At 69.8% G+C, this 24,731-nt stretch carries 21 protein-coding genes; 11 read left to right on the top strand and 10 right to left on the bottom strand.

Annotation, left to right across the window (positions count from 1 at the left end; translation table 11 throughout):
- Nucleotides 1-22: 22 nt before the first annotated feature.
- Complete coding sequence (locus AVTE2539_RS01755; RefSeq protein WP_284408141.1) at nt 23-1,558, bottom strand: MFS transporter; 1,536 nt, start codon at nt 1,556-1,558, stop codon at nt 23-25.
- Between the two features lie 168 nt (nt 1,559-1,726).
- Here AVTE2539_RS01755 and AVTE2539_RS01750 point away from each other — a divergent pair, with 168 nt between their 5' ends.
- From AVTE2539_RS01750 to AVTE2539_RS01730, 5 genes are all read left to right on the top strand, one after another.
- Nucleotides 1,727-2,626, top strand: coding sequence for a LysR family transcriptional regulator (locus AVTE2539_RS01750; RefSeq protein WP_284408140.1), 900 nt, complete (start codon nt 1,727-1,729; stop codon nt 2,624-2,626).
- Between the two features lie 163 nt (nt 2,627-2,789).
- Nucleotides 2,790-3,617 carry an ABC transporter substrate-binding protein gene (locus tag AVTE2539_RS01745; protein ID WP_284408139.1) on the top strand — a complete coding sequence of 276 codons (828 nt, stop codon included), beginning with the start codon at nt 2,790-2,792 and terminating at the stop codon, nt 3,615-3,617.
- 153 nt (nt 3,618-3,770) lie between these two features.
- Nucleotides 3,771-4,472: an amino acid ABC transporter permease gene (locus AVTE2539_RS01740; RefSeq protein WP_284408138.1), complete on the top strand. Its 702-nt coding sequence runs from the start codon at nt 3,771-3,773 to the stop codon at nt 4,470-4,472.
- A 173-nt stretch (nt 4,473-4,645) separates the two neighbouring features.
- Nucleotides 4,646-5,359, top strand: coding sequence for an amino acid ABC transporter permease (locus tag AVTE2539_RS01735; protein ID WP_284408137.1), 714 nt, complete (start codon nt 4,646-4,648; stop codon nt 5,357-5,359).
- Nucleotides 5,356-6,099 carry an amino acid ABC transporter ATP-binding protein gene (locus AVTE2539_RS01730; RefSeq protein WP_284408136.1) on the top strand — a complete coding sequence of 248 codons (744 nt, stop codon included), beginning with the start codon at nt 5,356-5,358 and terminating at the stop codon, nt 6,097-6,099. The genes AVTE2539_RS01735 and AVTE2539_RS01730 overlap by 4 nt, the downstream gene beginning before the upstream one ends.
- 27 nt (nt 6,100-6,126) lie before the next feature.
- Here the strand turns inward: AVTE2539_RS01730 and AVTE2539_RS01725 are convergent, their stop codons facing one another.
- From AVTE2539_RS01725 to apbC, 6 genes are all read right to left on the bottom strand, one after another.
- Nucleotides 6,127-8,649, bottom strand: coding sequence for an ABC transporter permease (locus AVTE2539_RS01725; RefSeq protein WP_284408135.1), 2,523 nt, complete (start codon nt 8,647-8,649; stop codon nt 6,127-6,129).
- 173 nt (nt 8,650-8,822) lie between these two features.
- Nucleotides 8,823-9,989, bottom strand: a complete 1,167-nt coding sequence (gene fdhD / locus AVTE2539_RS01720; RefSeq protein ID WP_284408134.1) for a formate dehydrogenase accessory sulfurtransferase FdhD — start codon at nt 9,987-9,989, stop codon at nt 8,823-8,825.
- Complete coding sequence (locus AVTE2539_RS01715; RefSeq protein ID WP_284408133.1) at nt 9,986-12,331, bottom strand: FdhF/YdeP family oxidoreductase; 2,346 nt, start codon at nt 12,329-12,331, stop codon at nt 9,986-9,988. The genes fdhD and AVTE2539_RS01715 overlap by 4 nt, the downstream gene beginning before the upstream one ends.
- 108 nt (nt 12,332-12,439) lie before the next feature.
- Entirely contained in the window at nt 12,440-13,966 is a 1,527-nt protein-coding gene (locus AVTE2539_RS01710) for a methyl-accepting chemotaxis protein (protein WP_284408132.1), read from the bottom strand.
- A 12-nt stretch (nt 13,967-13,978) separates the two neighbouring features.
- Nucleotides 13,979-15,619 (bottom strand): OFA family MFS transporter, encoded by a 1,641-nt coding sequence (locus AVTE2539_RS01705; RefSeq protein ID WP_284393489.1) that lies wholly within the window; start codon nt 15,617-15,619, stop codon nt 13,979-13,981.
- 193 nt (nt 15,620-15,812) lie between these two features.
- Nucleotides 15,813-16,904 carry an iron-sulfur cluster carrier protein ApbC gene (gene apbC / locus AVTE2539_RS01700; protein ID WP_284408131.1) on the bottom strand — a complete coding sequence of 364 codons (1,092 nt, stop codon included), beginning with the start codon at nt 16,902-16,904 and terminating at the stop codon, nt 15,813-15,815.
- 134 nt (nt 16,905-17,038) lie between these two features.
- On the opposite strand from apbC, the gene AVTE2539_RS01695 reads away from it, so the two are divergent.
- From AVTE2539_RS01695 to AVTE2539_RS01675, 5 genes are all read left to right on the top strand, one after another.
- The gene (locus AVTE2539_RS01695; protein ID WP_284409379.1) at nt 17,039-17,620 is read left to right on the top strand and encodes a restriction endonuclease; all 582 of its coding nucleotides are present in this window, start codon (nt 17,039-17,041) and stop codon (nt 17,618-17,620) included.
- A 40-nt stretch (nt 17,621-17,660) separates the two neighbouring features.
- Nucleotides 17,661-18,917, top strand: coding sequence for a patatin-like phospholipase family protein (locus AVTE2539_RS01690; RefSeq protein ID WP_284408130.1), 1,257 nt, complete (start codon nt 17,661-17,663; stop codon nt 18,915-18,917).
- A gap of 46 nt (nt 18,918-18,963) precedes the next feature.
- A complete protein-coding gene (locus tag AVTE2539_RS01685) occupies nt 18,964-20,391 on the top strand; it encodes a hypothetical protein (RefSeq protein ID WP_284408129.1) in 1,428 nt (475 codons plus the stop codon).
- Nucleotides 20,392-20,490: 99 nt separating this feature from the next.
- Nucleotides 20,491-22,560 carry a methionine--tRNA ligase gene (gene metG, locus AVTE2539_RS01680; RefSeq protein WP_284408128.1) on the top strand — a complete coding sequence of 690 codons (2,070 nt, stop codon included), beginning with the start codon at nt 20,491-20,493 and terminating at the stop codon, nt 22,558-22,560.
- Between the two features lie 50 nt (nt 22,561-22,610).
- A complete protein-coding gene (locus AVTE2539_RS01675; RefSeq protein WP_284408127.1) occupies nt 22,611-22,784 on the top strand; it encodes a hypothetical protein in 174 nt (57 codons plus the stop codon).
- Here the strand turns inward: AVTE2539_RS01675 and AVTE2539_RS01670 are convergent.
- The 3 genes from AVTE2539_RS01670 to AVTE2539_RS01660 form a co-directional block, all read right to left on the bottom strand.
- The gene (locus AVTE2539_RS01670) at nt 22,779-22,937 is read right to left on the bottom strand and encodes a hypothetical protein (RefSeq protein ID WP_284408126.1); all 159 of its coding nucleotides are present in this window, start codon (nt 22,935-22,937) and stop codon (nt 22,779-22,781) included. The genes AVTE2539_RS01675 and AVTE2539_RS01670 overlap by 6 nt on opposite strands.
- A gap of 150 nt (nt 22,938-23,087) precedes the next feature.
- Entirely contained in the window at nt 23,088-23,762 is a 675-nt protein-coding gene (locus AVTE2539_RS01665; RefSeq protein WP_372588228.1) for a YitT family protein, read from the bottom strand.
- A gap of 89 nt (nt 23,763-23,851) precedes the next feature.
- Entirely contained in the window at nt 23,852-24,379 is a 528-nt protein-coding gene (locus AVTE2539_RS01660) for an outer membrane protein assembly factor BamE (RefSeq protein ID WP_272564985.1), read from the bottom strand.
- A gap of 120 nt (nt 24,380-24,499) precedes the next feature.
- Between AVTE2539_RS01660 and AVTE2539_RS01655 the strand changes: the two genes are divergently transcribed.
- The gene (locus tag AVTE2539_RS01655; RefSeq protein ID WP_284393467.1) at nt 24,500-24,703 is read left to right on the top strand and encodes a DUF3460 family protein; all 204 of its coding nucleotides are present in this window, start codon (nt 24,500-24,502) and stop codon (nt 24,701-24,703) included.
- The last annotated feature ends 28 nt before the right edge of the window (nt 24,704-24,731 follow it).

The following is a 24,731-nucleotide window of genomic DNA, read 5'->3' as shown; positions in this document are numbered from 1 at the left end:
GAAGGCGGGCGGGGGAAGACGGCTAACCCTCGATTGTAGAAAGCGCCGCCCCGCGTGCGCCGCCCACCCGCAGGCAGGCGAACACCGCCACCGCCGTGAACACGGTCACCCCGGCCAGCACGCGCAGCAAGGCGGCGAAGGCGCGGCCGTAGCCCTGCAGCAGTTCGGCCTGCGAGAGCTGGGGCAGCAGCGCCTGGGCGTGGGGCAGATCGCCCGCCACCAGAAATTGGGCGGCGCGCGCCGCATCGGCCGGTGGCACCTGCGGCCACTGCATGGAGAGCAGCGCCACGAATCCTGCCCCCACCAGGGCCAGCGCCAGCCCCTCGCCCGCCACGCGCACGGTGTTGAAGAGGCCGGTGGCCATGCCCGCGCGCTCGGGCGGCACCACGCTCACGGCCAGCCCGTCCATCAACCCCCACGGCAGGCCGATGCCCACGCCGATCAGCAGCAGGGGCCCGGCCAGCACCGCCGCCGGCGATCCCGGCGCGCAATCGCTCAGCCACAACAACCCCACCGCGCACACGGCGAGGCCCCCGGAGGACAACGCCGCCGCCGACCACCAGCGCGCGAGCCACCCCGCCATCAGCGGCACGCACAGCATGGCCACCGACAGGGCCAGCATCAGTTGCCCTGCCGCCATCGCGCTCAGGCCCTCGATACCGATGAAGCGCACTGGCAGCAGCACCAGCAGCACCACATAGGCATAGGCCGGCGCCGCCGCCAGCAGTTGCACGCCCACAAAGCGCGGGTAGCGGAACAGCGACAGGTCCAGCATGGGGTGCCGCACGCGGCGCTCGGTGCGCACGAAGGCCGTCGCCATGGCCGCAGCGCCCGCCAGCGCCGCCACCACGGGCAGGCTGGCCCAGCCGCTCTCGGGGGCCTGCAGCACGCCCAGGGTCAGCAGGGCCAGTGCCGCCGTGAAGCGGACCGCGCCCGGCCAGTCCACGCCGGCCGCGCCCGGATCGCGCGAATCCCGCAGGAACCGCGCACCGGCCGCGCCCGCGGCCAGCGCCACCCCGGCCACGCTGAGCGCGACGGCCCGCCAGCCGCCGTGCCCCAGCAGCCACCCGGCCAGCAGCGGTCCGAAGGCCAGCCCCACGCCGAAGGCGGTGCCCACCCAGCTGAAGGCCCGCGTGCGCGCCGGGCCCTGCACGGCCTGCGCCAGGGCCGACGTGCCCCCGGCCAGCGCGGCTGCGGCGCCCACGCCCTGCAGCGCCCGCCACAGGTTGAAGGCCACGATGCCGCCGGCACACGCCAGCCCGACCGCGCTGAGCGCCACCACGCCCACGCCGCACAGAAAGACCCGCTTGCGCCCAAAGGCATCGGCCAGCGCGCCGCAGGCCATCAGCGTGGCGCCGAAGCTCAGCATGAAGGCGTTGGTGACCCAGGCCAGTTGCACGGGGCTGCCGCCCAGTGCATCGCGCAACGCAGGCAGGGCCACGGCCGGGCCGGTGAAGCTCAAGGGCATGGCCAGCGCGGCCAGGCACACGGCCAGGAGTTGGAGGGACACGGGGGACGCCGGCTTCGCGGCGCGGGCAGGATGTTGGGTCGGGGACATGGCGGGGACAGCGGCTTTCAGGCAGTGGACAAGGGCGCCGGCGACTCCAGGCCACCAACGCCCATGAACGATAAAAGCGATGCAATGCGATGAAAATAGGCCCCCGCATCCCCAGACAAACAACCTTGGGTTGGCAATCCGAACCCATTCACCCCACTCTCACCCACCATGGACAGCTTCAGCGGCCTCGAATCGTTTGTGCGCGCAGCCGATCTGTCGAGCTTCGCGCAGGCCGGGCGCGCGCTCGGCATCTCGGCCTCGGCCGTGGGCAAGAACATCGCGCGGCTGGAGCAGCAGCTCGGCCTGCGGCTGTTCCAGCGCACCACGCGCCAGGTGCGCCTCACGCAGGAGGGCGCGCTCTTTCACGAGCGCTGCCGCCGCATCCTGGATGAGCTGCAGGACGCCCGCGCGATGATGCAGGCGGCCGTGCAGGCCCCGCGCGGGCGCCTGCGGGTGAGCCTGCCGGTCATCGGCTACCGCTTTCTGCTGCCGGTGCTGCCCGAGTTCAAGGCCCTCTACCCCGACGTGGAACTGGAGCTGGACTTCAACGACCGCCTGGTGGATGTGGTGGAGGAAGGCCTGGACGTGGTCATCCGCAGCGGCGATCTGCCCGACTCGGGCCTCGTCGCGCGCCGGCTGGGGCCGTTCCGCTTCGTGCTGGTGGCCTCGCCGCAGTACCTGGCGCGGCGCGGCACGCCCCAGGTGCCGGCCGATCTGGCGCAGCACGCCTGCCTGATCTTTCGCTTTCCCAGCGGCGGCAAGCTGCACGACTGGGTGCTGCCCGGCCTGCCGCAGCCGCTGCCCACCGAGCTGGTGTGCAACAACATGGAGGCCATGCGCGGTGCAGCCATCGCCGGCATGGGCGTGGCGTACATGCCGGACTTCCTGGCGCGCGACGCTATCGAGCGGGGCGAACTGCGGCAGGTGCTGGCCACGCACATGGTGCACACGGGGCAGTTCTCGGCGCTGTGGCCGTCGAGCCGGCAGCTGTCGCCCAAGGTGCGGGCGTTCGTGGACTTCATCGGCGAGCGGCTGTTCCAGGCGGCGCCCGCACCCACGCCGGATTGACCCGGGTGCCGGGCATCCCGGGCGCGCCGGGCTGCCGCACGGAAACCGCCGCCGTGCCAAGCGCGTTCGGCGAGTTTGATTATGAAAAAAGCGACGTTCATCCCGGGCCGCGGCAGGCATAGCCTTCGGGCTTCATCCACCGGAGAGAGAGAGAAAGAACACCATGCGCATCCGCTTCATCGCATCCCTGGTCGCCGCCGCGTTCGCCGTATCGGGCGTGGCCCACGCCGACCAGCTGGCCGACATCAAAAAGAAGGGCGAGCTGGTCGTCGGCGTGCTGGGCACCGACGAACCCAACAGCTTCATCGACCCCAAGACGCGCGAGCTGATCGGCTACGACGTGGACCTGGGCAAGGCGATCGCCAGGAAGATCGGCGTCAAGCCCGTGTTCAAGCAACTGGCCGTGGCCGCGCGCATCCCCGAACTGCAGCAGGGCCACGTGGACATCCTGGCCGCATCGCTCACCCACAACAAGGAGCGCGAGACGCAGATCGATTTCTCGCTGACCACCTTCGTCACCGGCCAGAAGGTGCTGGTCAAGAAGGCCAGCGGCATCCAGGACGTGGCGGACCTGGCCGGCAAGCGCGTGGTGACGGTCAAGGGCGGCACGCAGGAGCCCAACGTGCGCAAGGCCGTGCCCACCGTGGAGGTGGTGACGTTCGAGACGACGCAGCAGGCGTTCCTCGCGCTGCAGCAGGGCAAGGGCGTGGGCTACGTGAACGACGAGTCCTCGCTGATCGACGACTTCGGCAAGCTGGGCGAGCGCAACAAGGACTACGCCATCCTGCCCACCAACCTGAGCGTGGAGCCGCTGGCGCTGGGCATCAAGAAGGGCGAGACCGCCGTGAAATCCATTGTGGACGACACGCTGCGCGAGCTGGAGAAATCCGGCGAGGCCGAGAAGATCTTCTTCAAGTGGTACGGCCCCGGCACCAAGATCCAATTCACCACCCGCCCCTTCAAGTTCGAATCGGACAAGATCGACGGCTGATGGACGCACCCGTGGCGGCATGGTCGCCGGGGGCAGTGCACGGGCGGCAGGCATGCCATTGGCGCATGCGGGCCGCCCGGTGGCAGGCACCCCGGTGGCGGGCCGCCGCGCCCGCATGCCCCGCGTGCGGCGTTTTCCGAATGACTGGCGTGCATGCCTTTGTTTGATTACTCCTTGCTGCTGAGCGGCAAGTACCACCTCATGATGGTGGGCGGCCTGCTGCTGTCGCTGCAGCTGCTGGCCGTCTCGCTGGTGCTCGCCCTGCCCCTGGCCCTGGTCGTGGCGCTCCTGCGCCTGGCGCCGGTGGCGCCCCTGCGCTGGGCCGGCTTCGCCTTCGTGGAGGGCATGCGCAACGTGCCGCTGCTGGCGCACATGCTGTTCTGGTACTTCGGCGCGCCTGAACTGCTGCCCGAGGCCGCGAAGCAGTGGCTGTACGACAGCGGCCATGCCGAGGCGGCCGCGGCCGTCGTCGCGCTGTCGCTGTACACCGCGGCCTTCATGGCCGAGGACATCCGCAGCGGCATCCGCGCGGTGCCCACGGTGCAGATGGAGGCGGGGCGCGCCCTGGGGCTGGGGTTCCTCGCCACCATGCGGCGCGTGGTGCTGCCGCAGGCGCTGCGCGTGACCGTGCCGCCGCTCATCTCGCAGGCACTGAACCTCTGGAAGAACACCTCCATCGCCACCGTGATCGGCGTGGCCGAACTCATGTACCAGGCGGCCAAGGTGGAAAGCGCCACGTTCCGCAGCATCGAGGCGTTCGCCTTCGCGAGCGCCGCCTACCTCACGGTGTCGCTGCTCATCACGGGCCTGGCGAGCTGGTACCACCACCGCTACCCCGTGCGGACGGTTGGATGAAACACCCCCTGAGTCGCTTCGCGCCTTCCCCCTCTCTCGTCTCGCTGCGCGAGTCGGGAGGGGGACGCCCCCAGTGCGGCGGGGCGGCCCTTGCACGGGGGCACTGGCTTTGGCAGCGCCAGTTTGATGCGCCGCAGGTAATGCGCAGCGCAGTGAACAACGGATAGGCACACATGCTGGAACTGATCGATACCTACTGGCTGTACTTCCTGGTCGGCCAGTACCCCAACGGCCCGCTGGGCGGCCTGGCGCTCACGCTGCTGCTGGCGGCGGGCGCCCTGTTGCTGGCGCTGCCGCTGGGCGTGCTGTTCGGCCTGGCGCGCGTGAGCCCGTGGCGCTCGGTGCGCTGGCCGGTGACGGCCATCGTCTTCGTGGTGCGCGGCACGCCGCTGCTGATGGTGGTGTTCTGGGCCTATTTCTTCCTGCCCAGCGTGACGGGGGTGAAGACCGATCAGTTCACCACCATGCTGGTCGCGCTCGTGGTCTTCAACGCGGCCTACCTGGCCGAGATCGTGCGCGCCGGCATCCGGGGCCTGCCGCGCGGGCAGATGGAATGCGCCCGCGCCCTGGGCCTGTCGTACCCCCGTGCCATGCGCCTGGTGGTGCTGCCGCAGGCGCTGCGCAACATGCTGCCTTCGCTGGTGAACCAGTTCGTCGTCACCATCAAGGAGACCTCGCTGGGCTACATCATCGGGCTCACGGAGGTGGCCTTCATCGCCACGCAGATCAACACCCAGGTCTTCATCCGGCCGGCCGAAGTGTTCGGCATCCTGGGCATGACCTATTTCGTGCTGTGCTTCGGCCTGTCGCGCCTGGCCTACGCACTGGAGCGCCGGCTGGCGCGGCGCGCGGCCCCCTCCTCTTCTTCCGGACTCCGAACGACATGATCGAACTGCACGGCGTGAACAAGTGGTACGGCAGCTACCGCGCCTTGGTGGACGTGACCGAAACCATCGCCCAGGGCGAGGTGGTCGTGGTGTGCGGGCCCTCGGGCTCGGGCAAGTCCACGCTGATCCGCACGCTCAACCGGCTCGAACCCATCCAGGACGGGCGCATCCTGATCGGCGGGCAGCCCATCCACGGGCCGGGCGTGGACGTGAACGCACTGCGCTCGCGCATCGGTTTCGTGTTCCAGCAGTTCAACCTGTTTCCGCACCTGTCGGTGCTGCACAACTGCACGCTGGCCCCCATCCAGTTGCGTGGCCTGTCGCGCCAGGCGGCCGAGCAGCGGGCCCTGGCCCTGCTGGACCGCGTGGGCCTGGCGCACAAGGCGCAGGCCTGGCCCAGCGAACTCTCGGGCGGCCAGCAGCAGCGCGTGGCCATCGCCCGCGCCCTGGCCATGGAGCCGCCGCTCATGCTGTTCGACGAGCCCACCAGCGCGCTGGACCCCGAGATGGTGGGCGAGGTGCTGGTGGCCATGCGCGACCTGGCCCAGGGCGGCATGACCATGGTCTGCGTAACGCACGAGATGGGGTTTGCCCGCGAAGTGGCCGACCGCGTGCTCTTCATGGACGAAGGCCGCGTGCTGGAGCGCGCCACGCCGGCCGCCTTCTTCGGCCACCCGCAGCACCCGCGAGCGCAGCAGTTCCTGTCGGACATCCGCACGCCGTTCGCGCGGGCGGCATAGCGGCGCCGCTGTTCAGGCTCTTTTGCGCTACTCCGCCGCGCGGCGCAGCGTCTCCACCACCGGGCGGCGCAGCACATCGCGCAAACCCCACCAGCCCGCGGCCAGCGCCAGCACGGCCCCGGCCAGTGCGCCAATGATCGGCACCCACGGCGTGGCCGTCCAGGCGAAGTCGAACACGTAGCGCGCCAGCGCCCACCCCACCGCCACCGCCACCCCGCTGGCGAGAAAGCCCGCCAGCAGCCCCACGCCGGCCAGTTCGGCCCGCTGCACCTGGCGCAGCAGGCTGGCGCGCGCGCCCACGGCCCGCATGATGGCGAACTCGCGCGCCCGCTCCTCGCGCGTGGCCGTCACGGCGGCGAACAGCACCACCAGCCCCGCGGCCAGCGTGAAGCCGAAGAGGAACTCCACCGCGCGGATCACCTGCGCGAGCACGCCCTGCACCTGGGCCAGCGTAGCGCTCATGTCCACGTTGGTAATGTTGGGAAACGCCCGCACCAGCGTGTTGTCGAAGCCCGGTGTGGCCGGCGCGCGGTACGCCGCCAGGTAGGTCACCGGCAGCTCGGGCGGCAGCTGGCCCACCGTGTACATCACAAAGAAGTTGGCGCGCAGCGAGCCCCAGTCCACCTTGCGCAGGCTGGTGATGCGCGCCTCGCTGACCACCCCGCCGATGTCGAAGCGCAGCGTGTCGCCGAGTTTGAGGCCCAGCGTCTCGGCGATGCCGTCCTCGACGCTCACCGAATCCTTTTCGCCCGGCGTCCAGCGGCCGGCCACCACGGGGTTGTGGGTGGGCGCCTGCTCGGCGTTCGACAGGTTGAACTCGCGGTCCACCAGGCGCTTGGCGCGGTCGTCGGTGTAGTCGGCCGGGCCCACCTCGCGCCCGTTGATGGCCACCAGCCGGCCGCGGATCATGGGGTACCAGTCGTATTGCGACACGCCGCCGTCGCGCAGCGCTTTCTGAAAAGCCTCCGACTGGTCAGGCATGACGTTGATCACGAAGCGGTTGGGCGCATCGGCCGGGGTGGAGCGCTGCCAGCTGCTAATGAGGTCGGTGCGCAGCAGCACCAGCAGCACCAGCGCCAGCAGCCCCACCGCGAGGCTGCTGACCTGCACCACCGCATACACCGGCCGGGCCGAGATCTGCCGCGTGGCCAGCACCAGCCAGCGCGGGGCCGTGGCCTCGTTCACGCTGCGGCGCAGCAGCTTCACCGCGCCCCAGGCCAGTCCGGCAAACAGCAGCACCGCCCCCGCGAAACCGCCCACGGCGATCAGTCCCAGCTTCAGGTCGCTGCTGACCGCCAGCAGCAGCGCGGCGAACCCGGCCACGCCCACGCCCAGCACCGCCAGCGAGGCGGGTTTGAGGCCGCCCAGGTCGCGCCGGATCACGCGCAGCGGCGGCACCTGCGACAGCTGCAGCACCGGCGGCAGCCCGAAGGCGAACATCAGCGTGAGGCCCATCCCGAGGCCGAACGCCACCGGCCACAGGCTGGGCGCGGGCAGCGCCGTTTCCACCAGCCCCGCCAGCAGCAGCACGAACACGTGGTGCACGGCGTAGCCCAGCAGCACGCCCAGCGCGCTGGCGAACAGCCCGATCAGCGCGAACTCGACCACGTAAACGCCCGCAATGGTGCGCTGGCTCTGGCCCAGCACGCGCAGCAGCGCGGCGGCATCGAGGTGCTCGTTGGCAAAGCCACGCGCCGCCAGCGCCACGGCTACGGCCGACAGCAGCGCCGCGAGCAGCGCCACGAGGTTGAGGAATTTCTGCGCCCGGTCCAGCGTCTGGCGCATCTCGGGGCGGCCGCTGTCCAGCGACTCCACGCGCACACCGTGTATCTCGGGGGCCTTCACCGCCTCGGCCGCCCAGTCGCCGAACTGCTGGACCGCCCGCGCCTCGCCCGCCACGGCGAAGCGGTAGGTGAGCCGGCTGGCCGGCTGCACCAGCCCGGTGGCGGGTAGGTCCAACGCATTGACCATGACGCGCGGCGCAAAGCTCATGAAGCCCGCGCCCCGGTCGGGCTCGATGGCGATGATGCGGGCAATGCGCAACTGCGCGTCGCCCAGCAGCAGCGAATCGCCCATCTGCAGGCCCAGCGAGCCCAGCACCGGCGCATCCACCCACACCTCGCCAGGCGCCGGAATGTCACGCGTGGCCCGCGCGGGTGCACCGGGCGCATCCGCCACCTGCAGGCTGCCACGCAGCGGGTAGCCCGGCTCCACGCTTTTGAGCGCCACCAGCCGGCTGGCGCCGCCCTGCGCATCGCTCGCGCGGCCCATGGTGGGAAAGCCCAGCGTCGTGACCGTGGACAGGCCCGCGGCCTTCGCCCGTTCGACGAACGCCGCCGGCGTGGGGTTGTCGCTGGCCACCACCACATCGCCGCCCAGCAGCTGCAGCGCATCGCGCTGCAACCCGCCCTGCAACCGATCGGCAAAGAACCCCACCGAGGTGAGGGCCGCCACGGCCAGCGTGACCGCCACGATGAGAAGGCGCAATTCGCCAGCCCGCAGATCGCGCCACAGCGTGCGCCAGCCAATTCGGAAGAAGGACAGATTCATGGGGAGCGACGTTAGCGCAAATGGGTTGGGCTTCGGGTGGGAAGGGGCTCAGGGCGAGGGGGATTTGGAATTTCGCGGCGCCCAGGGTGGATTTGACCCAAACCTTCGACAGTGCAAGGCTGGTAGCTTGCCAAACCGGTAGCTGTCGGCTGGCGCCATGACTCCTCTTCGCCCTACCCTTGCGCGCCCCCGTACCGCACCGCCCGCGGCGGGCGGCACAGCCCCCACAGCGTGATGCCGGCCTGCTGCGCCAGGTCGATGGCCAGCGAGGTGGGGGCCGACACGGCGGCCAGCAGGGGAATGTCGAGCCGGGCGCACTTGCGCACCAGTTCGTAGCTGGCGCGGCTGGACATGACGACGAAGCCGTCCTCCCCCAGCCGGCCCTGCGCGGCCAACTGGCCGATGAGCTTGTCGAGGGCGTTGTGGCGGCCCACGTCTTCGAGCAGGTCGATCAGCTCGCCGCCTGGCGTGGCCCAGCCGGCGGCATGGACGGCGCCGGCCGCGGCATTGAGCGACTGCCGCGCGGGCATGGCGGCCACGGCGCGCAATATCGCGTCGGCGGGCAGCGCACCGGCCCAGGCGCGTTCGGTGACGCGTTCGGGCACCAGGTCCAGCGCCTGCAGGCTGTCGATGCCGCACACGCCGCAACCCGTTCGGCCCGCGAGCGAGCGGCGCTTGTCTTTCAAGCGCGCGAAGCAGCGTGCCGTGATGTCCACCCGCACCTCGCACGCGATGGCCGTGCCAGCTGGAACCCCGGCGGGCGCCTCCAGCGCATGCACCTCGATGCCGTGGCAGTCGCCCGGCTGGTCGATGATCCCCTCGCTCAAGGCGAAGCCGAGGGCGAAGGCATGCAGGTCGGCGGGCGTGGCCATCATCACGGCATGCGAGAGGCCGTTAAACACCAGGGCCACCGGCACTTCGGCGGCCACCGCGTCGTCCTCCCACATGGCAGGCACAGCACCCGGCGGGCAGGGATGGCGCTGCACGCTGCGGGTGGCCAGCGGCGTGGGCAGAGGGCGGCCTTCGTCGTCCAGGCCCTCGGGGCCGGAAGATTCTTGCGCCCCTCGCATGCTCGCGAGTTGCTGGCGCCCCGCATCGGTCAGCCAGGCCAGCCAGCGGCTGTCGTCCTGCGCCACGCGCACCCAGCCGGGGCCCGGCTGGCCGCCCACGGCCGCGCCGCTCAGCAAGTGCAGCCCGCGCAGCACGGCACTGCCGGGCAACCCCAGGTGCTTGGCCAGGCGCGGCATGGAGACGCCCTGCGGATCGTCCAGTTCGGCCAGTGCCGACAGCAGCGCGGGCGAGAGCCCGCCGTCATGGCCCACCGGCACGGGCGGCGTCAAATGGCCGCCACGGCCGCGGGCTCCGCGGCGGCGGCCGTGTCTGCAGTATCTGCCGCCCCGGCCGCATGCGGCACCAGCACCACAGGGATCGACTTGGAGGTCGGCGTGCCCGCGTTCAGCGCCACCGACGACAGGGGCACGAGCGGATTGGTCTCGGGGTAGTAGGCAGCGAGGTTGCCGCGCGGAATGTCGTAGGCCACGAGCTTGAAGCGGTCGGCGCGGCGCTCCTGGCCGTCGCTCCACACGGTCTGGATGTCCACCCAGTCGCCGTCCTTCAGACCGAGGGACCGAATGTCCTCCTCGTGGATGAACACCACGCGCCGCTGCCCGAACACGCCGCGGTAGCGGTCGTCGTGGCCGTAGATGGTGGTGTTGTACTGGTCGTGCGAGCGCGTGGTGAGCAGCGTGAACACGACGGTGTCGCGACGCAGCGCGCGGGCCTGGTGCGAGGGCGTGTCCACCGGCACGGGGTGGGCGACGAAGCTGGCCTTGCGGCCGGCCGTGGCCCAGACGCGCTCGCTGGCGGTGTTGCGCAGCCGAAAGCCCCCGGGCACGGCCACGCGCTGGTTGAAGTCCTTGAAGTCGGCGAACACGGCTTCGATCTTGTCGCGGATGCGGGCGTAGTCCTCGATGAGCCACAGCCACGGGGTGCGGCTGCGCCCGCCGATGGTGGCCGCGGCCAGCCGCGCGACGATGGCGGGCTCGGACAGCAGCTGGTCCGAGGCCGGCGGATTGATGCCCATGGACAGGTGCACCATGCTCATCGAGTCCTCCACCGTCACGCCCTGCGGGCCGCCGGCCTGCATGTCGATCTCGGTACGGCCCAGGCACGGCAGGATGAGCGCCTCGCGTCCGTGCACGATGTGGCTGCGGTTGAGCTTGGTGGTCACGTGCACCGTCAGGTCGCAGCGGCGCAGCGCCTTCCAGGTCTCGTAGGTATCGGGCGTGGCGGCGGCGAAGTTGCCCCCCAGGGCGAAGAACACGCGCCCCTTGCCGTCCAGCATGGCCTGGATGGCCTCCACCGTGTCGACGCCGGGCTCGCGCGGGGGCTCGAAGCCGAACACCTCCTGCAGCTTGTCCAGCAGCGCGGCCGGAGGCTTTTCCCAGATGCCCATGGTGCGGTCGCCCTGCACGTTGCTGTGGCCGCGCACGGGGCACGGGCCCGCACCAGGCCGGCCGATGTTGCCGCGCAGCAGCAGCCAGTTGACGATCATCTGGATGGTGGCCACCGAGTGCATGTGCTGGGTGATGCCCATGCCCCAGCAGGCGATCACGCGCTGGGCATTGCGGTACACCTCGGCTGCGGCGCGGATCTGCGCCTCGGGCAGGCCAGACTCCTCTTCGAGCAAAGGCCACGATTCGGCACGCAGGTCAGCCAACAGGCCGTCGATGCCGGTGGTGTGCTCGGCGATGAAGGCATGGTCGAGCACACCGCCGTCGCGGTCCTCGATCTCGATCAGGTGCTTCATCATCCCCTTGACCAGGGCTAGGTCGCCCCCCACGCGCAGCTGGAAGTAATGCGTGCTGATGGGTGTGGAGCCCAGCGTGGCCATTTCCATCTTGTTCTGCGGGTCCTGAAAGCGCTCCAGGCCGCGTTCACGCAGCGGGTTGAAGCTCACGATCTGCGCGCCGCGCTTGTGGGCCGCGCGCAGCTCGCCCAGCATGCGCGGGTGGTTGGTGCCGGGGTTCTGCCCGAAGATGAAGATGGCGTCGGCCTCCTCGAAGTCCTGCAGCGTGACTGTGCCCTTGCCCACGCCGATCTGCGGGCGCATGGCGCTGCCGCTGGGCTCGTGGCACATGTTGGAGCAGTCGGGAAAATTGTTGGTGCCGTATTCGCGCACGAACAACTGGTACAGGAAGGCGGCCTCGTTGCTGGCGCGGCCCGAGGTGTAGAAGATGGCCTCGTTCGGGCTGGGCAGCGCGTTCAGGTGCCGGGCGATCAGCGCGAAGGCATCGTCCCAGGCAATGGGCACGTAGTGGTCGCTGGACGCGTCGTACACCATGGGGTGGGTGAGCCGGCCCTGGTCTTCCAGCCAGAAGTCGCTCTGCTCGGCCAGGGCGGCCACCGAATGCAGGGCGAAAAGCTCCGGCCCCGCGCGGCGGGCGGTGGCCTCGGCCGCCACGGCCTTGGCGCCGTTCTCACAGAACTCGAAGGTGGAGGCATGGTTGCGGTCGGGCCAGGCGCAGCCGGGGCAGTCGAACCCGTCGGGCTGGTTGGCCGACAGCAGGGTCTTGGCCCCCTTGAGGGGAATGTCCTGGTACTGAAGCGCGCGGCCGACGGAGCGCAGCGCGCCCCAGCCGCCTGCCGGGCCTTTGTAGAACTCGATTTTCTTGTCGGTCATCGTGGTCTCCTGCTCATCGGCGAAACGAACGGCGAAAGGATTGGGCTCCCGAGGGAGCGACCGGGTTGGACACCGCCGCGCGCGCGGCGTTCCGCAGCGGCCACCATGCTAGGGCGTTTTGAAGGTGGCTGCCGCGTCGGCCAGGGCTGCGGCCTGCTCGCGCATGCGCAGGGCGGCGGCCGCGGCCTCCTCCACCAGCGCCGCATTCTGCTGGGTCATTTGCTCGATGCGGGCGACGCTCTGGTGGATGCCGTCGATGCCGCTGCTCTGCTGTCCGCTCGCTGCGGCAATGCCTTCGATCAGGTGCGTGACCTCGGCGATCGAGTGGGCAATGCCCTGCATGGACTGGCGCGCATCGTCCACCAGGCCGCCCCCCGCGTCCACCCGCTCGACAGAGGCGGCGATGAGGCCGCGGATCTCCCGCGCGGCGTCGCCCGAGCGCTGGGCCAGCGCCCGCACCTCGCCCGCCACCACCGCAAAGCCCCGGCCCTGCTCGCCCGCGCGGGCGGCCTCGACCGCGGCGTTCAGCGCCAGGATGTTCGTCTGGAAAGCGATGCCATCGATGATGCCGATGATGTCGCGGATGCGGTGCGCGCCCTCGCGGATGTCGCCCATGGTGGCGACCACCCGGTCCACCGCAGCGCCGCTTTGCCCGGTCGCCTGCGACACCGCGCCCATGAGCCCGTTGACGCGCCGGGCGTGCTCGGCGTTCTGCCCCACCGTGGCCGTGAGCTGCTCCAGCGCCGAGGCGGCGCTGTTGACCTCGCCGGCCTGCTGCTCCGTGCGCGTGGCCAGATCGCCGTTGCCGGCCGCGATCTCGCTGGTGGACAGGCGCAGCCCGTCCGCACCGCGCCGCACGTTGCCCACCAGCCCGGCCAGCCCCACGCCGATGCCGTTGATGGCCTGCAGCATCTGCCCCACCTCGTCGCGCCGGGCCACGTGCATCTGGGTGGTGAGGTCGCCGGCGGCGATGCGCTGCGCCGCTGCGCGCCCCTGCGCCACCGGCCGGGCAATGCCGCGCTGCACCATGCCGTAGATCGCCGCAGCCGCCAGCAGCGGTAGGCCCGCCACCACCGCCATCCAACTGGCAGGCAGCGGCGCCAGCACCAGCCAGGCCAGCGCCCACAGCGCGTACTGCACCGCCAGCACGAGCAGGGCCAGCCGGCCCGCCAGGTTCAACGCGGGAATCTCGCTGACATCCAGGCCCACGTAGAGCACGCCCACCACGTGGCCGGACGCATCGCGCACCGGGTCGTAACGGGTCATGTTCTGCCGGCCGAACACCGTGGCGTAGCCGGCATAGGCCCGCCCCGCGAGCAGGTTGGCATAGGCCGGGTGGGAGCGGTCGAGCAGCGTACCCACCGCGCGCTCGCCGTCCTGCTTGCGCACCGAGGTGGCGATGCGGACGAAGTCGTTGCCTTGGCGGGCGAACACGGTGGCGCGCACGCCGGTCTGCGCGGTGAAGCGGTCGGCCACCGAGAAGTCGCCGTTCAGCAGACGCCCGGCGCAGCGCAGCAGCGGTGCCTGCGCTGCGCCGCCCTGCGGTGGCTCGAGCGTGAAGCTGCCGGCGTGCTCGGCGGCGAACCGCGCCGCGGCGGCGTTGATCCGCCGGTGAAGGGAGCCTGGCAGCACCATGGTGCCCGGCCCTTACTGGAAGAACTTGGCCGCGCTCACCAGGGTCTTGTAGATGCCCCAGACCAAGGGAATGCCCACCGCAGCCCAGGCGAATGCCACCAGCGCCGGGTTGGTGGTGCTGCCGGCGCCGGTGCCCGAGCCCACCTCGGTCGCCAGCGATTTCTCGTGCGCGAGCTTTTTCTCGTGCGCCAGCTCTTCATCGGTCATGAACCACTTGTCGGCCAGCGGGCGCACCAGCAGGTTGGCGATCAGGCCGATGACCAGCATGCCCACCAGGATGTACATGGTCTGGTTGTAGACCTGCTCGCGCGGCAGGCCCAGGCCCAGCTGGTATTCGCGCATGTAGTTGACGACCACCGGGCCCAGGATGCCCGCGGTGGCCCAGGCGGTGAGCAGGCGGCCGTGGATGGCGCCCACGAACTGCGTGCCGAACAGATCGGCCAGGTACGCCGGCACCGTGGCGAAACCGCCGCCGTACATCGACAGGATGATGCAGAACGCTCCCACGAACAGCAGCTTGCTGCCGGCCCCTGCCGAGCTGGGAATGCTGGCGTACAGCAGGCCGCCCAGCACGAAGAACACCACGTAGGTCATCTTGCGGCCCAGCTTGTCCGACAGGCTGGCCCAGAAGAACCGGCCGCCGATGTTGAACAGCGACAGCAGCGCGGTGAAGCCGCCGGCCACGGCGGCGATGGCCGCCAGCTGCGCCTTGTCGAGTTCGCCGAATTTCTGCGGCACACCGATGAGCGCGCCGCCGAACACCTCCTGCAGCATGGGCGAGGCCATGCCGATCACGCCGATGCCCGCGCTCACGTTCATGCACAGCACGACCCAGACCAGCCAGAACTGCGGAATGCCCCAGACGCGCTTCACGTGCACGTGGCGCTGCGTGATCATGGTGTTGGCGCTGGGCGGCGGCGGGGTCCAGCCGGCCGGCTTCCAGCCCGTGGCGGGCACGCGGTAGCCCAGGGCGCCGGCCATCATGAAGACGAAGTACAGGAGCGCCATGACCACGAAGGTCTGCATCACGCCCACGTCGGTGGGGGTGGAAAACCGCTTCATCAGGTCCACCGCGAGGGGCGAGCCGATCATCGCGCCGCCGCCGAAGCCCATGATGGCCATGCCGGTCGCCATGCCCCGCCGGTCGGGAAACCATTTGATGAGCGTGGACACCGGCGAGATGTAGCCCAGCCCCAGGCCGATCCCGCCGATGACGCCCGAGCCGAGGATCATCAGCCAGAACTGGTGCAGGTGGATGCCCAGCGCCGACAGCAGCATGCCGCCGCACCAGCACACCGCGGACACGACACCCGCCTTGCGCGGACCGGCGCGCTCCAGCCAGCCGCCCCAGATGGCGGCAGAGCAGCCCAGGAACACGAAAAACAGGGTGTACATCCAGCCCAGCGTGGCCACGCGCCAGTCGCAGCCGGAGGCGAACAGCTCCGCGAAGAAGCTCATGTCCTTGGGGCAGGCGGCGCCGGTGCCGGCCGTGGAGAGGGCCTTGGACAGCGGCAGCCAGAACACGGAGAACCCGTAAGCCATGCCGATGCAAAGGTGGATCGCCAAGGCCGCCGGAGGAACGAGCCACCGGTTGAAGCCGGGGCCGGCAATGATGCGTTCCTTGTCCAGAAAACCGGGTTGTGTGGATGACATGCCACTCCTCTCTGCTGTGCTCTTTCTCGACGTCCGCGCGCCACCCTGGCACGGGCTCTCGAACCAGTGTCAGCGCATTGCTTGAGCTACGTCAAGACACATTGCACACAACGCGACATGTTTTTCCGCGCTGTCAGGAAGCAGAAAGGACAGCAGTGCAGGCGAAGCCGCCGGTCGTCCGGCAGCGGCCGCCTCAGGTGGTCTTGCTGATGGAGATGGTGGGGAATTTCGACGAGAAATCCTTGGCCTGCTGCGCCACCTTGACCGCCACGTCGCGCGCCATCTTCTTGTAGATGCGGGCCACCTCGCCGTCGGGATCGGCCACCACGGTGGGGGTGCCGGTGTCGGCCTGCAGGCGGATCTGCATGTCCAGCGGCAGCGCGCCCAGGTAGGCCATGCCGTATTCCGCCGCCATGCGCTGCCCGCCGCCCTCGCCGAAGATGTGCTCGGCGTGGCCGCACTGGCTGCACACGTGCACCGCCATGTTCTCGACGATGCCCAGGATGGGCACGCCCACCTTCTCGAACATCTTGATGCCCTTCTTGGCATCCAGCAGCGCGATGTCCTGCGGCGTGGTGACGATCACCGCGCCGGTGATGGGCACGCGCTGGCTCAGCGTGAGCTGGATGTCGCCGGTGCCGGGCGGCATGTCCACGATGAGGTAATCCAGGTCCTTCCAGTTGGTTTGCCGCAGCAACTGCTCCAGCGCCTGGGTGGCCATGGGGCCGCGCCAGATCATGGCCTGGTCGGCATCGATCAGGAACCCGATCGACATCACCTGCACGCCGTGGTTGCGCATCGGCTCCATGGTCTTGCCGTCGGCGCTTTCGGGCTTGCCCTCGATGCCGAGCATCATGGGCTGGCTGGGGCCGTAGATGTCGGCATCCAGCACGCCGACGCTGGCGCCCTCGGCCGCGAGCGCCAGCGCCAGGTTGGCGGCGGTGGTGCTCTTGCCCACGCCGCCCTTGCCCGAGGCCACGGCGATGATGTTCTTGACCTGCGGCAGCAACTGCACGCCGCGCTGCACCGCATGGGCGACGACCTGGCTGGTGATGCGCACCGCCACCTGCTCCACGCCGGCGACGGCCTGGGCCGCCGCGGTCAACTGGCGTTCCAGTTCGGGCACCAGGCTCTTGGCCGGGTAGCCCAGCTCGACGTCGAACGCCACGTCGCCACCGGCGATGCGCACGTTGCGCACCGCCCGCGCACTGACGAAATCCTTGCCGGTGTGCGGATCGCTTACGCTCGCGAGCGCCGCCAACAGCGCCTGTTCTGTGACTGCCATGCCAATAACTCCTTGAGGGGCCGGTAGTCTATTCCCTGATCTTCCAACCCCGCAGGGCCGAGGACAATGCACGGTTGCCGCGCTCGCCCACGCCTGCCCACCCGTTCAGCACAAGGATTCCCGTGAAATTCAAGATGGCCCCCAACTCCCTGTTCGCGATCCTGCTGCGTTCGCCCTGGTGGATCAGTTGGTCGGTGGCCGGTCTGATCGCGCTGGTGTGCGGCGCCCTGCTGCCCTCGCACATCGCCCCGTACGCCGCGGTGGGCGCCCTGCCGATCTTCGGCGTGGGCTGCCTGGCCGCCTGGCGCCAGTGGCGCGCGCCCAGCAGCGCGCGGGTGCAGGCCGTGCTGGGGCAGGCGGCGGAGATGCCCTGGCGCAGCTTTGCGGATGCGCTGGAGCGCGCCTGGCAGGCCGAGGGCTACGCGGTGCGCCGCCTCACCGGCCTGCAAGCCGATTTTCACCTCGAGAAAGCGGGCCAGACGGCCCTGGTGAGCGCACGCCGCTGGAAGGCCGCCACCCATGGCATCGAGCCGCTGCGCGACCTGCAGGCGGCCGCCCGGGCGCAGGACGTGCCGGCCAGCACCTACATCGCGATGCAGGGCACTGTGAGCGACAACGCCCGCGGCTATGCCCGCGAGCACGGCATCACGCTGATGGAGGGGGAGGCCCTGGCCGCCCTGCTGCTGAAGTCGCCCCGCACCGCAACCGCCCGGTGATCCAACGCCGGGTACGACCACCGATCCGCCGAGGCCCGCCATGCCCTCTTCCGCCGCTGCCCCCGCCACCAAACCCGTCTCGCCCCGCCCCATCGGCCTGGTGCTGACCGGCGGCGGTGCCCGCGCGGCCTACCAGGTGGGGGTGCTGGAGGCGATTTCCGACCTGCGCATGGCGTGCGGCGCGGGGCGCGAACCCAACCCGTTTCCGATCATCACCGGCACCTCGGCCGGCGCCATCAACGCGGCCGCCCTCGCCTGCGGGGCGGACCAGTTCGACCGGGCCGTGCGCCGCATCGCCCGCGTGTGGCGCAATTTCCACGCGCAACAGGTGTACCGCGCCGACTCGCTGAGCGTGATGCGCAGCGGCGCGGGCTGGCTCACCCTCATGTCGCTGGGCTGGCTGCTGGCGCGCTGGCGGCGCATGCGGCCGCGCTCGCTGCTGGACAACTCGCCGCTCACCGGCCTGCTCACGCAACTGGTGCCGCTGGTGCGGCTGCCCCGGCTGATCCGCCAGGGGCACCTGCAGGCGCTGGCCATCACCGCCTCCAGCTACAGCTCGGGCGAGCACGTGACCTTCTTCGAGGCCGCGCAGGCGCAGCAGCCCTGGGTGCGCTCGCAGCGCAAGGCCACGCGCGACCGCATCACGCACGACCACCTGCTGGCGTCGTCGGCCATTCCGTTCGTCTTTCCCGCCACGGCGCTGGGCATCGACGGCCACACCGAATACTTCGGCGACGGATCGATGCGGCAGTCCGCCCCGATCGCGCCGGCCATCCATCTGGGCGCCGAACGCATCCTGGTGGTGGGCGCGGGCCGCATGCACGAACCGGCGGGCGAGGCGCTGCACAGCGATGCGCCGGCCTACCCGTCGCTCGCGCAGATCGCCGGGCACACGCTGTCCAACATCTTCCTGGACGCCCTGTCGGTGGATGTGGAGCGCGCCCAGCGCATCAACCAGACGCTGTCCCTCATCCCGCCCGAAGTGCGCGCGCACAGCCCCTTGCGCCCGCTGGAACTGCTGGTGATCGCGCCTTCGCAGCGCCTGGATGCGGTGGCCGCCCGCTACGTGGGCGAGCTGCCCCGCCCCATCCGCACGCTTCTGGGCGGCCTGGGCGTGACCTCCAACATGCAGGACGTGCGCGGCGCCGCGCTGGCCAGCTACCTGCTGTTCGAGGCCGGCTACACGCGCGAACTCATGGCCCTCGGCCGGGCGGACGCCCTGGCGCGCCGCAGCGAGATCTGCCGATTCTTCGGCTGGGCCGACGCGGGCAACGCGGTGCGGGCGCCTGCCGTTTGAGCCCACACACCCAGCCCGGAGTCACCCCTCCTATCGGAGACAACCGATGCCCTTCGCGCCCCGCCCCCACTTCCCATCGGCCATCGCCCGCAGGGCCCGCACCGGCCTGGCGGCGGCCGCGATCGCCGCGCTGACCGCCGGCTGCACGCATCCACCGGCCGGCCCGAAAGCGGCGGCTGCCGCCCCTGCCGCGGCGCCCCCGGCCACGGCCGAAGCCCCACCCGCCCCCACGCCGTGCCCCAAAGGCCTGGCCGCCGCCACGCGCTGCCTGAGCGGGCAGGACTCGGCCGGCGCCCACTACCTGATCGCCATCCCCGCGGACTGGAACGGCACGCTGGTGTTGCACGCCCACGGCGGCCCCACGCTCGGCGCGCCGCGCCTGTCGCGCACGGTGGAAGACCTGGAGCGCTGGGCCGTCGTGCCGCGCGCCGGCTACGCCTGGGCCGGCTCCACCTACCGCCAGGGCGGCGTGGCGGTGCACGCCGCGGCCGAAGACACCGAGCGGCTGCGGCGCATCTTCGTGCAGCACGTGGCCGCGCCGCGCATGACGCTGCTGCACGGCCAGTCGTGGGGCGCCAGCGTGGCCGCCGTGGGCGCATCGCTCTTCACCGACGACGGCCACGGCAAACGCCCCTACGACGGTGTGCTGCTCACCAGCGGCGTGCTGGCCGGCGGCAGCCGGGCGTACGACTTCCGGCTCGACCTGCGGGTGATCTACCAGGCGCTGTGCGCCAACCACCCGCTGCCCGCCGAAGCCCAGTACCCGCTGTGGATGGGCCTGCTGCCCGATGCCACGCTGAAACCCGCCGACCTGAAACGCCGCGTGGACGGCTGCCTGGGCCTGGACCGGCCCGCGGCGCAGCGCACGGCCGCGCAGCAGTCGCGCGTGCAGACCATCGTGCAGACCGTGCGCATCCGCGAAAGCGCCATCCACGGCCACCTGAACTGGGCCACCTGGCACTTCCAGGACATCGTGCAGCGGCGCACCGGCGGCGCCAACCCCTTCGGCAACCGGGGCGCGGTGTACACCGGCTCGAGCGACGATGCCGCGCTCAACCGCAGCGTGCAGCGCTACCGCGCCGATCCGCAGGCCGTGGCCACCTTCGCGCGCGACACCGACCCCGACGGGCGCATCCCGGTGCCGGTGCTGACCGTGCACGGCGTGGACGATCCCACCGCCTTCGTCGAGATGGAGGACAGCTTTCGCCGCACGATGGAGCGCGCCGGCACGGCCGGCCACCTGGTGCAGACCTTCACGGCCGACAAATCCCACAGCTACCTGACCGATGCCGCCTATCCCACGCTGCTGGCGGCGCTCGGCCAGTGGGTGCGCGGCGGCCCGCCCCCCACGCCGGCGGGCATCGCCGCGCAATGCCCGGGCGTGCAGGCGACGTTCGGCGGCGAGTGCCGGTTCCTGCCCGGGTACCGGCCGCAGCCGCTGGAGCCCCGGGTGACGCCGCGCGAGCGGCCATGAGGCCCCTGCGGGCAGCCCAGGCCGCGCGGGCCGGGGCGAGCGCCTAAAATCCGCGGCTTGTCCGCGTTTTTCGCGGCCCACCCCGAACGCCCGCACCCGATGACCGCACGCAAGATCTTCGTCACCACCGCCCTGCCGTATGCCAACGGCAACTTCCACATCGGCCACATCATGGAATACATCCAGGCCGACATCTGGGTGCGGTATCAAAGAATGCAGGGCGCCCAGGTGAACTTCGTGGGCGCGGACGATGCCCACGGCGCGCCGATCATGATCGCGGCCGAGAAGGCCGGCAAGACGCCCCAGCAGTTCGTGGCAGACATCGCCGCCGGCCGCAAGCCCTACCTGGACGGTTTTCACATCGCGTTCGACAACTGGCACAACACCGACGCGCCCGAGAACCACGCGCTCGCCCAGCAGATCTACCGCGACCTCAAGGCCAACGGCCTCATCGAGACGCGCACCATCGAGCAGTTCTTCGACCCCGAGAAGAACATGTTCCTGCCCGACCGCTTCATCAAGGGCGAATGCCCCAAGTGCCACGCCAAGGACCAGTACGGCGACAACTGCGAGAACTGCGGGGCCGTCTATGCACCCACCGACCTCATCCAGCCCTTCTCGGCGCTGTCGGGCGCCAAGCCGGTGCTGAAGAGCTCGGAGCATTTCTTCTTCAAGCTCTCCGACCCGCGCTGCGTCGATTTTTTGCAGGAATGGACGCAGAACGGCGTGCACGTGCAGCCCGAGGTGGCCAACAAGGTCAAGGAATGGTTCACCGTGCGCACCAACCCGGACGGCAGCACCAGCGAGGGCCTGGGCGACTGGGACATCAGCCGCGACGCGCCCTACTTCGGCATCGAGATCCCCGATGCGCCGGGCAAGTACTTCTACGTGTGGCTCGATGCACCCGTGGGCTACCTCGCCTCGCTCAAGAACCTGCTGGAAAAGCGCGGCGAAGACTACGAGGCCTACATGGCCGACCCGCTGCTTGAGCAGTACCACTTCATCGGCAAGGACATCGTCACCTTCCACACCCTGTTCTGGCCCGCCATGCTGAAGTTCAGCGGCCGCAAGACGCCCGACAAGATCTGCGTGCACGGCTTTCTCACCGTGAACAACGGCGAGAAGATGAGCAAGAGCCGCGGCACGGGCCTGGACCCGCTCAAGTACCTGGGCCTGTCGATGAACCCCGAATGGCTGCGCTACTACATCGCCGCCAAGCTCAATGGCCGCAACGAGGACATCGACTTCAATCCCGAAGATTTCATGGCCCGGGTCAACAGCGACCTGATCGGCAAGTTCGTCAACATCGCCTCGCGCGCGGCCGGCTTCATCGCCAAGCGTTTCGGCGGCCAGCTGGGCGCCATGAGCGGCGACGGCCAGGCCCTGCTCGCCACGCTGGCGGGCCAGGGCGGCACCATCGCCGAGGCCCTCGAAAAGCGCGACACCGCCCGCGCCCTGCGCGAGGTGATGCTGCTGGCCGACCGCGTGAACGAGTACGTGGACGCCAACAAGCCCTGGGAATTGGCCAAGCAGGACGGCATGGACGCGCGCCTGCAGGATGTGTGCACGACCTGCATCGAGGCCTTCCGCGTGCTCGCCATCTACCTCAAGCCCGTGCTGCCCGCCCTGGCCGCACAGGTCGAAGCCTTCCTGAACGTCGCGCCGCTCGCTTTTGACGATGCGCAGACGCTGCTGGGCGCCGGCCACACCATCGGCACCTACCAGCATCTGATGCAACGCGTGGACGTGAAGCAGCTCGACGCCCTGTTCGAGCCGCCCGCGGCGCCTGAGCCCGAAAAGACCGTGCCCGGCGGCGAGGAGATCGCACCCACCATCACCATCGACGACTTCGCCAAGATCGACCTGCGCATCGCGCAGATCGTGAACTGCGAGCCGGTCGAAGGCTCGACCAAGCTGCTGCGCCTGACGCTCGACGTGGGCGAAGGCCGCCACCGGACTGTGTTCAGCGGCATCGCCAGCGCCTACCAGCCCGCCGACCTGATCGGCAAGCTCACCGTGATGGTGGCCAACCTCGCCCCGCGCAAGATGAAGTTCGGCATCAGCGAGGGCATGGTGCTGGCCGCCAGCCATGGCGATGAGAAGGCCCACCCCGGCATCCACGTGCTGGAACCCTGGCCTGGCGCCACACCGGGTATGCGCGTTCGCTGAGCGGGCCCAGGCAATACGAAAGCCAGGCGGACCGAAACCACCTGCAACCCATGCATGGGCAGGCGAAGCGGGTGGCGAAGACTGCTTCAACTTGCTATCAAAAACAGAGCGCGACAGGCAATAAAACCGCCGGCATGACGGCGCTTTCACGCATGCGCACCAGAAAATTCGCCTCTGAGTTGCTGAAATCAAACCATCCAAAAGACAGCCATGACGATTTATAAATTGCTGTACTTTTCTATATCGAGTTTGATTTTTCTCCTGGCATGCGCGCCCCATTTTGAAAAATTCAGGACTGGAAAATCGCTTTTTTCAATGCTGGTGGAAATGTGGAAAGAAGGCATTCCAGGGTCACGCCTGATGATGATCACCTTCATCAACCTGATGATCTCTTCGATATCGTTTATTTTCTAAATTGGATTGGAAAATAAATACCAGTCATCGACAAACGTTTGAGATTTCAACGTTCACCACCCACACGCCACGAATGGCGGCATTCTGGACAGATGGGTGCACGCCGGACCGGCTCAATGCCCCACGTACCGCCCCGGCCGGTGGCTGATCCATAAAAACCCGCTCATCACCACCACCGCCAGCACCGAATACGCCACGCGCTCGATCGGCACGATCACCAGCGCCAGCAGCACCACGGTGCAGTCGATCGCCATCTGCACCTTGCCCGCGCGCACTCCGTAGCGCTGCTGCAGGTACAGCGAGACGATGGTGGCGCCGCCCAGGCTGGATTTGTGGCGCGCGAGGAACAGGCAGCCCGTGCCCAGCAGCAGCCCGCCCAGCACGGCGGCGAACAGCGGGTTCAGGTAGTCCACGTGCATGACGTGGGGAAACAGCTCCGTCAGCACCGACAGCAGCGCCACCGACAGGAACGTCTTGACGGTGAACTCCCGCCCCATGCGCGTCCAGGCGAACCAGTAGAACGGCAGGTTGATGGCGAAGAACAGCTTGCCGAACGAGATGTCGGTCACGTAGTGCAGCAGGAAGGCGATGCCCGCCGTGCTGCCGATGAGCAGCCCCGCCTGGCCGAACAGCATGAGCGCCATGGCCACGAACAGCGTGCCGGCGAAGAGCGCCTGCACGTCTTCGTAATGCCCGTGGCGCAGCGACCCCATGGGGTACAGCGGCGCGGAAGGCGGCGGCGCGGCCTCGGCCGGGGGCGCAGGGGGTGGCAAGGGGGCTTCGGGCATGGCGGGGCGGATGGGTGTCACAGGCTACTCCAACACCGGCAGGCCATGCAAACAACGCGCCAGCCCGTGCTGGCGGTGCCGGCGCCGGGCTATCGCCCCTCGCGGATCTCCAGCGCGCTGCCGCTGCGCAGCACCCGGCCCTGGCCGTCGAAGTACACGGTGAAGATCATGGGCTGGTTGCCGCCGTCGTTCCAGCGCCAGTCCCAGGCGGTTTCGCCCTTGCGCTCGTAGGTCATGGCCTTCATGGGCTTGCCCAGGCGCCGGCGCACGTCGTCCATGGCCATGCCGGGCACGATCTGCTCGAAGTTGTGCGGCGCCAGCACCTGGCGCAGCGCGCTCATGCGGCCGTCGGGGCCGATGGTGATCATGTAGTTCTGGTGGCCGGCCGGCTGGCGGTTGTATTCGAAGGTGCGGGCGCCGCCCGGCTCGTCCCACACGCGCTCGGGCTCGCCGAAGCGCGAGCGCACGTCGGCCTCGGTGGAGCTGCCCTCCTCCAGTTCGCTGATGCGTTGCGGATCGCAGCCGGCGAGCAGGGCCGCCAGGACGCCGAGCGTGCAGGCCAGGCCGGTCGCGCGCAGCGCCCGGGCCGCCGGGGCGCTCCATCGGGGGGTGTTCATCAGGGGTCCTTTCCGGGGCAGTGTCGGGGTCCGCACTGTAGCGCGCCGAGGCGGCGGCGCCCCGGCCAAGGGCGGCGCCCGCTAAAATCGCCGCCTCCCTACAGTGACTGCACCACCGCCATGTCCTTCTTCCGCCGCCCCGACTACCAGTCCGACACCACCCAGTTCATCAACCAGCTCAAGACCGAGAAGCCCGAACTGGACGCGCAGCAGCAGGCCGGCCGTGCGCTGCTGTGGGACAAGCGCGTGGACCGCAGCATCTGGGGCGAGTACGACGAAGCCAGCGTGCCGCAAAAGCCCTACGTCTACCAGACCCAGGGCTGAATCTCAGGCATCAAAATGCCATCCAGCG

Source organism: Acidovorax sp. SUPP2539, from assembly GCF_030158975.1.
GTDB lineage: Bacteria > Pseudomonadota > Gammaproteobacteria > Burkholderiales > Burkholderiaceae_C > Paracidovorax.
The sequence above is the reverse complement of the archived record's forward strand: the minus strand, read 5'-3'. Positions and strand labels throughout refer to the sequence as shown.

What these genes read in the sequence shown, in the direction of transcription:
- AVTE2539_RS01755 (WP_284408141.1), bottom strand. Translation starts at nt 1,558, where the DNA reads ATGTCCCCGACCCAACATCCTGCCCGCGCCGCGAAGCCGGCGTCCCCC.
- AVTE2539_RS01750 (WP_284408140.1), top strand. Translation starts at nt 1,727, where the DNA reads ATGGACAGCTTCAGCGGCCTCGAATCGTTTGTGCGCGCAGCCGATCTG.
- AVTE2539_RS01745 (WP_284408139.1), top strand. Translation starts at nt 2,790, where the DNA reads ATGCGCATCCGCTTCATCGCATCCCTGGTCGCCGCCGCGTTCGCCGTA.
- AVTE2539_RS01740 (WP_284408138.1), top strand. Translation starts at nt 3,771, where the DNA reads ATGCCTTTGTTTGATTACTCCTTGCTGCTGAGCGGCAAGTACCACCTC.
- AVTE2539_RS01735 (WP_284408137.1), top strand. Translation starts at nt 4,646, where the DNA reads ATGCTGGAACTGATCGATACCTACTGGCTGTACTTCCTGGTCGGCCAG.
- AVTE2539_RS01730 (WP_284408136.1), top strand. Translation starts at nt 5,356, where the DNA reads ATGATCGAACTGCACGGCGTGAACAAGTGGTACGGCAGCTACCGCGCC.
- AVTE2539_RS01725 (WP_284408135.1), bottom strand. Translation starts at nt 8,649, where the DNA reads ATGAATCTGTCCTTCTTCCGAATTGGCTGGCGCACGCTGTGGCGCGAT.
- AVTE2539_RS01715 (WP_284408133.1), bottom strand. Translation starts at nt 12,331, where the DNA reads ATGACCGACAAGAAAATCGAGTTCTACAAAGGCCCGGCAGGCGGCTGG.
- AVTE2539_RS01710 (WP_284408132.1), bottom strand. Translation starts at nt 13,966, where the DNA reads ATGGTGCTGCCAGGCTCCCTTCACCGGCGGATCAACGCCGCCGCGGCG.
- AVTE2539_RS01705 (WP_284393489.1), bottom strand. Translation starts at nt 15,619, where the DNA reads ATGTCATCCACACAACCCGGTTTTCTGGACAAGGAACGCATCATTGCC.
- apbC (WP_284408131.1), bottom strand. Translation starts at nt 16,904, where the DNA reads ATGGCAGTCACAGAACAGGCGCTGTTGGCGGCGCTCGCGAGCGTAAGC.
- AVTE2539_RS01695 (WP_284409379.1), top strand. Translation starts at nt 17,039, where the DNA reads ATGGCCCCCAACTCCCTGTTCGCGATCCTGCTGCGTTCGCCCTGGTGG.
- AVTE2539_RS01690 (WP_284408130.1), top strand. Translation starts at nt 17,661, where the DNA reads ATGCCCTCTTCCGCCGCTGCCCCCGCCACCAAACCCGTCTCGCCCCGC.
- AVTE2539_RS01685 (WP_284408129.1), top strand. Translation starts at nt 18,964, where the DNA reads ATGCCCTTCGCGCCCCGCCCCCACTTCCCATCGGCCATCGCCCGCAGG.
- metG (WP_284408128.1), top strand. Translation starts at nt 20,491, where the DNA reads ATGACCGCACGCAAGATCTTCGTCACCACCGCCCTGCCGTATGCCAAC.
- AVTE2539_RS01675 (WP_284408127.1), top strand. Translation starts at nt 22,611, where the DNA reads ATGCATGGGCAGGCGAAGCGGGTGGCGAAGACTGCTTCAACTTGCTAT.
- AVTE2539_RS01670 (WP_284408126.1), bottom strand. Translation starts at nt 22,937, where the DNA reads ATGAAGGTGATCATCATCAGGCGTGACCCTGGAATGCCTTCTTTCCAC.
- AVTE2539_RS01665 (WP_372588228.1), bottom strand. Translation starts at nt 23,762, where the DNA reads ATGCCCGAAGCCCCCTTGCCACCCCCTGCGCCCCCGGCCGAGGCCGCG.
- AVTE2539_RS01660 (WP_272564985.1), bottom strand. Translation starts at nt 24,379, where the DNA reads ATGAACACCCCCCGATGGAGCGCCCCGGCGGCCCGGGCGCTGCGCGCG.
- AVTE2539_RS01655 (WP_284393467.1), top strand. Translation starts at nt 24,500, where the DNA reads ATGTCCTTCTTCCGCCGCCCCGACTACCAGTCCGACACCACCCAGTTC.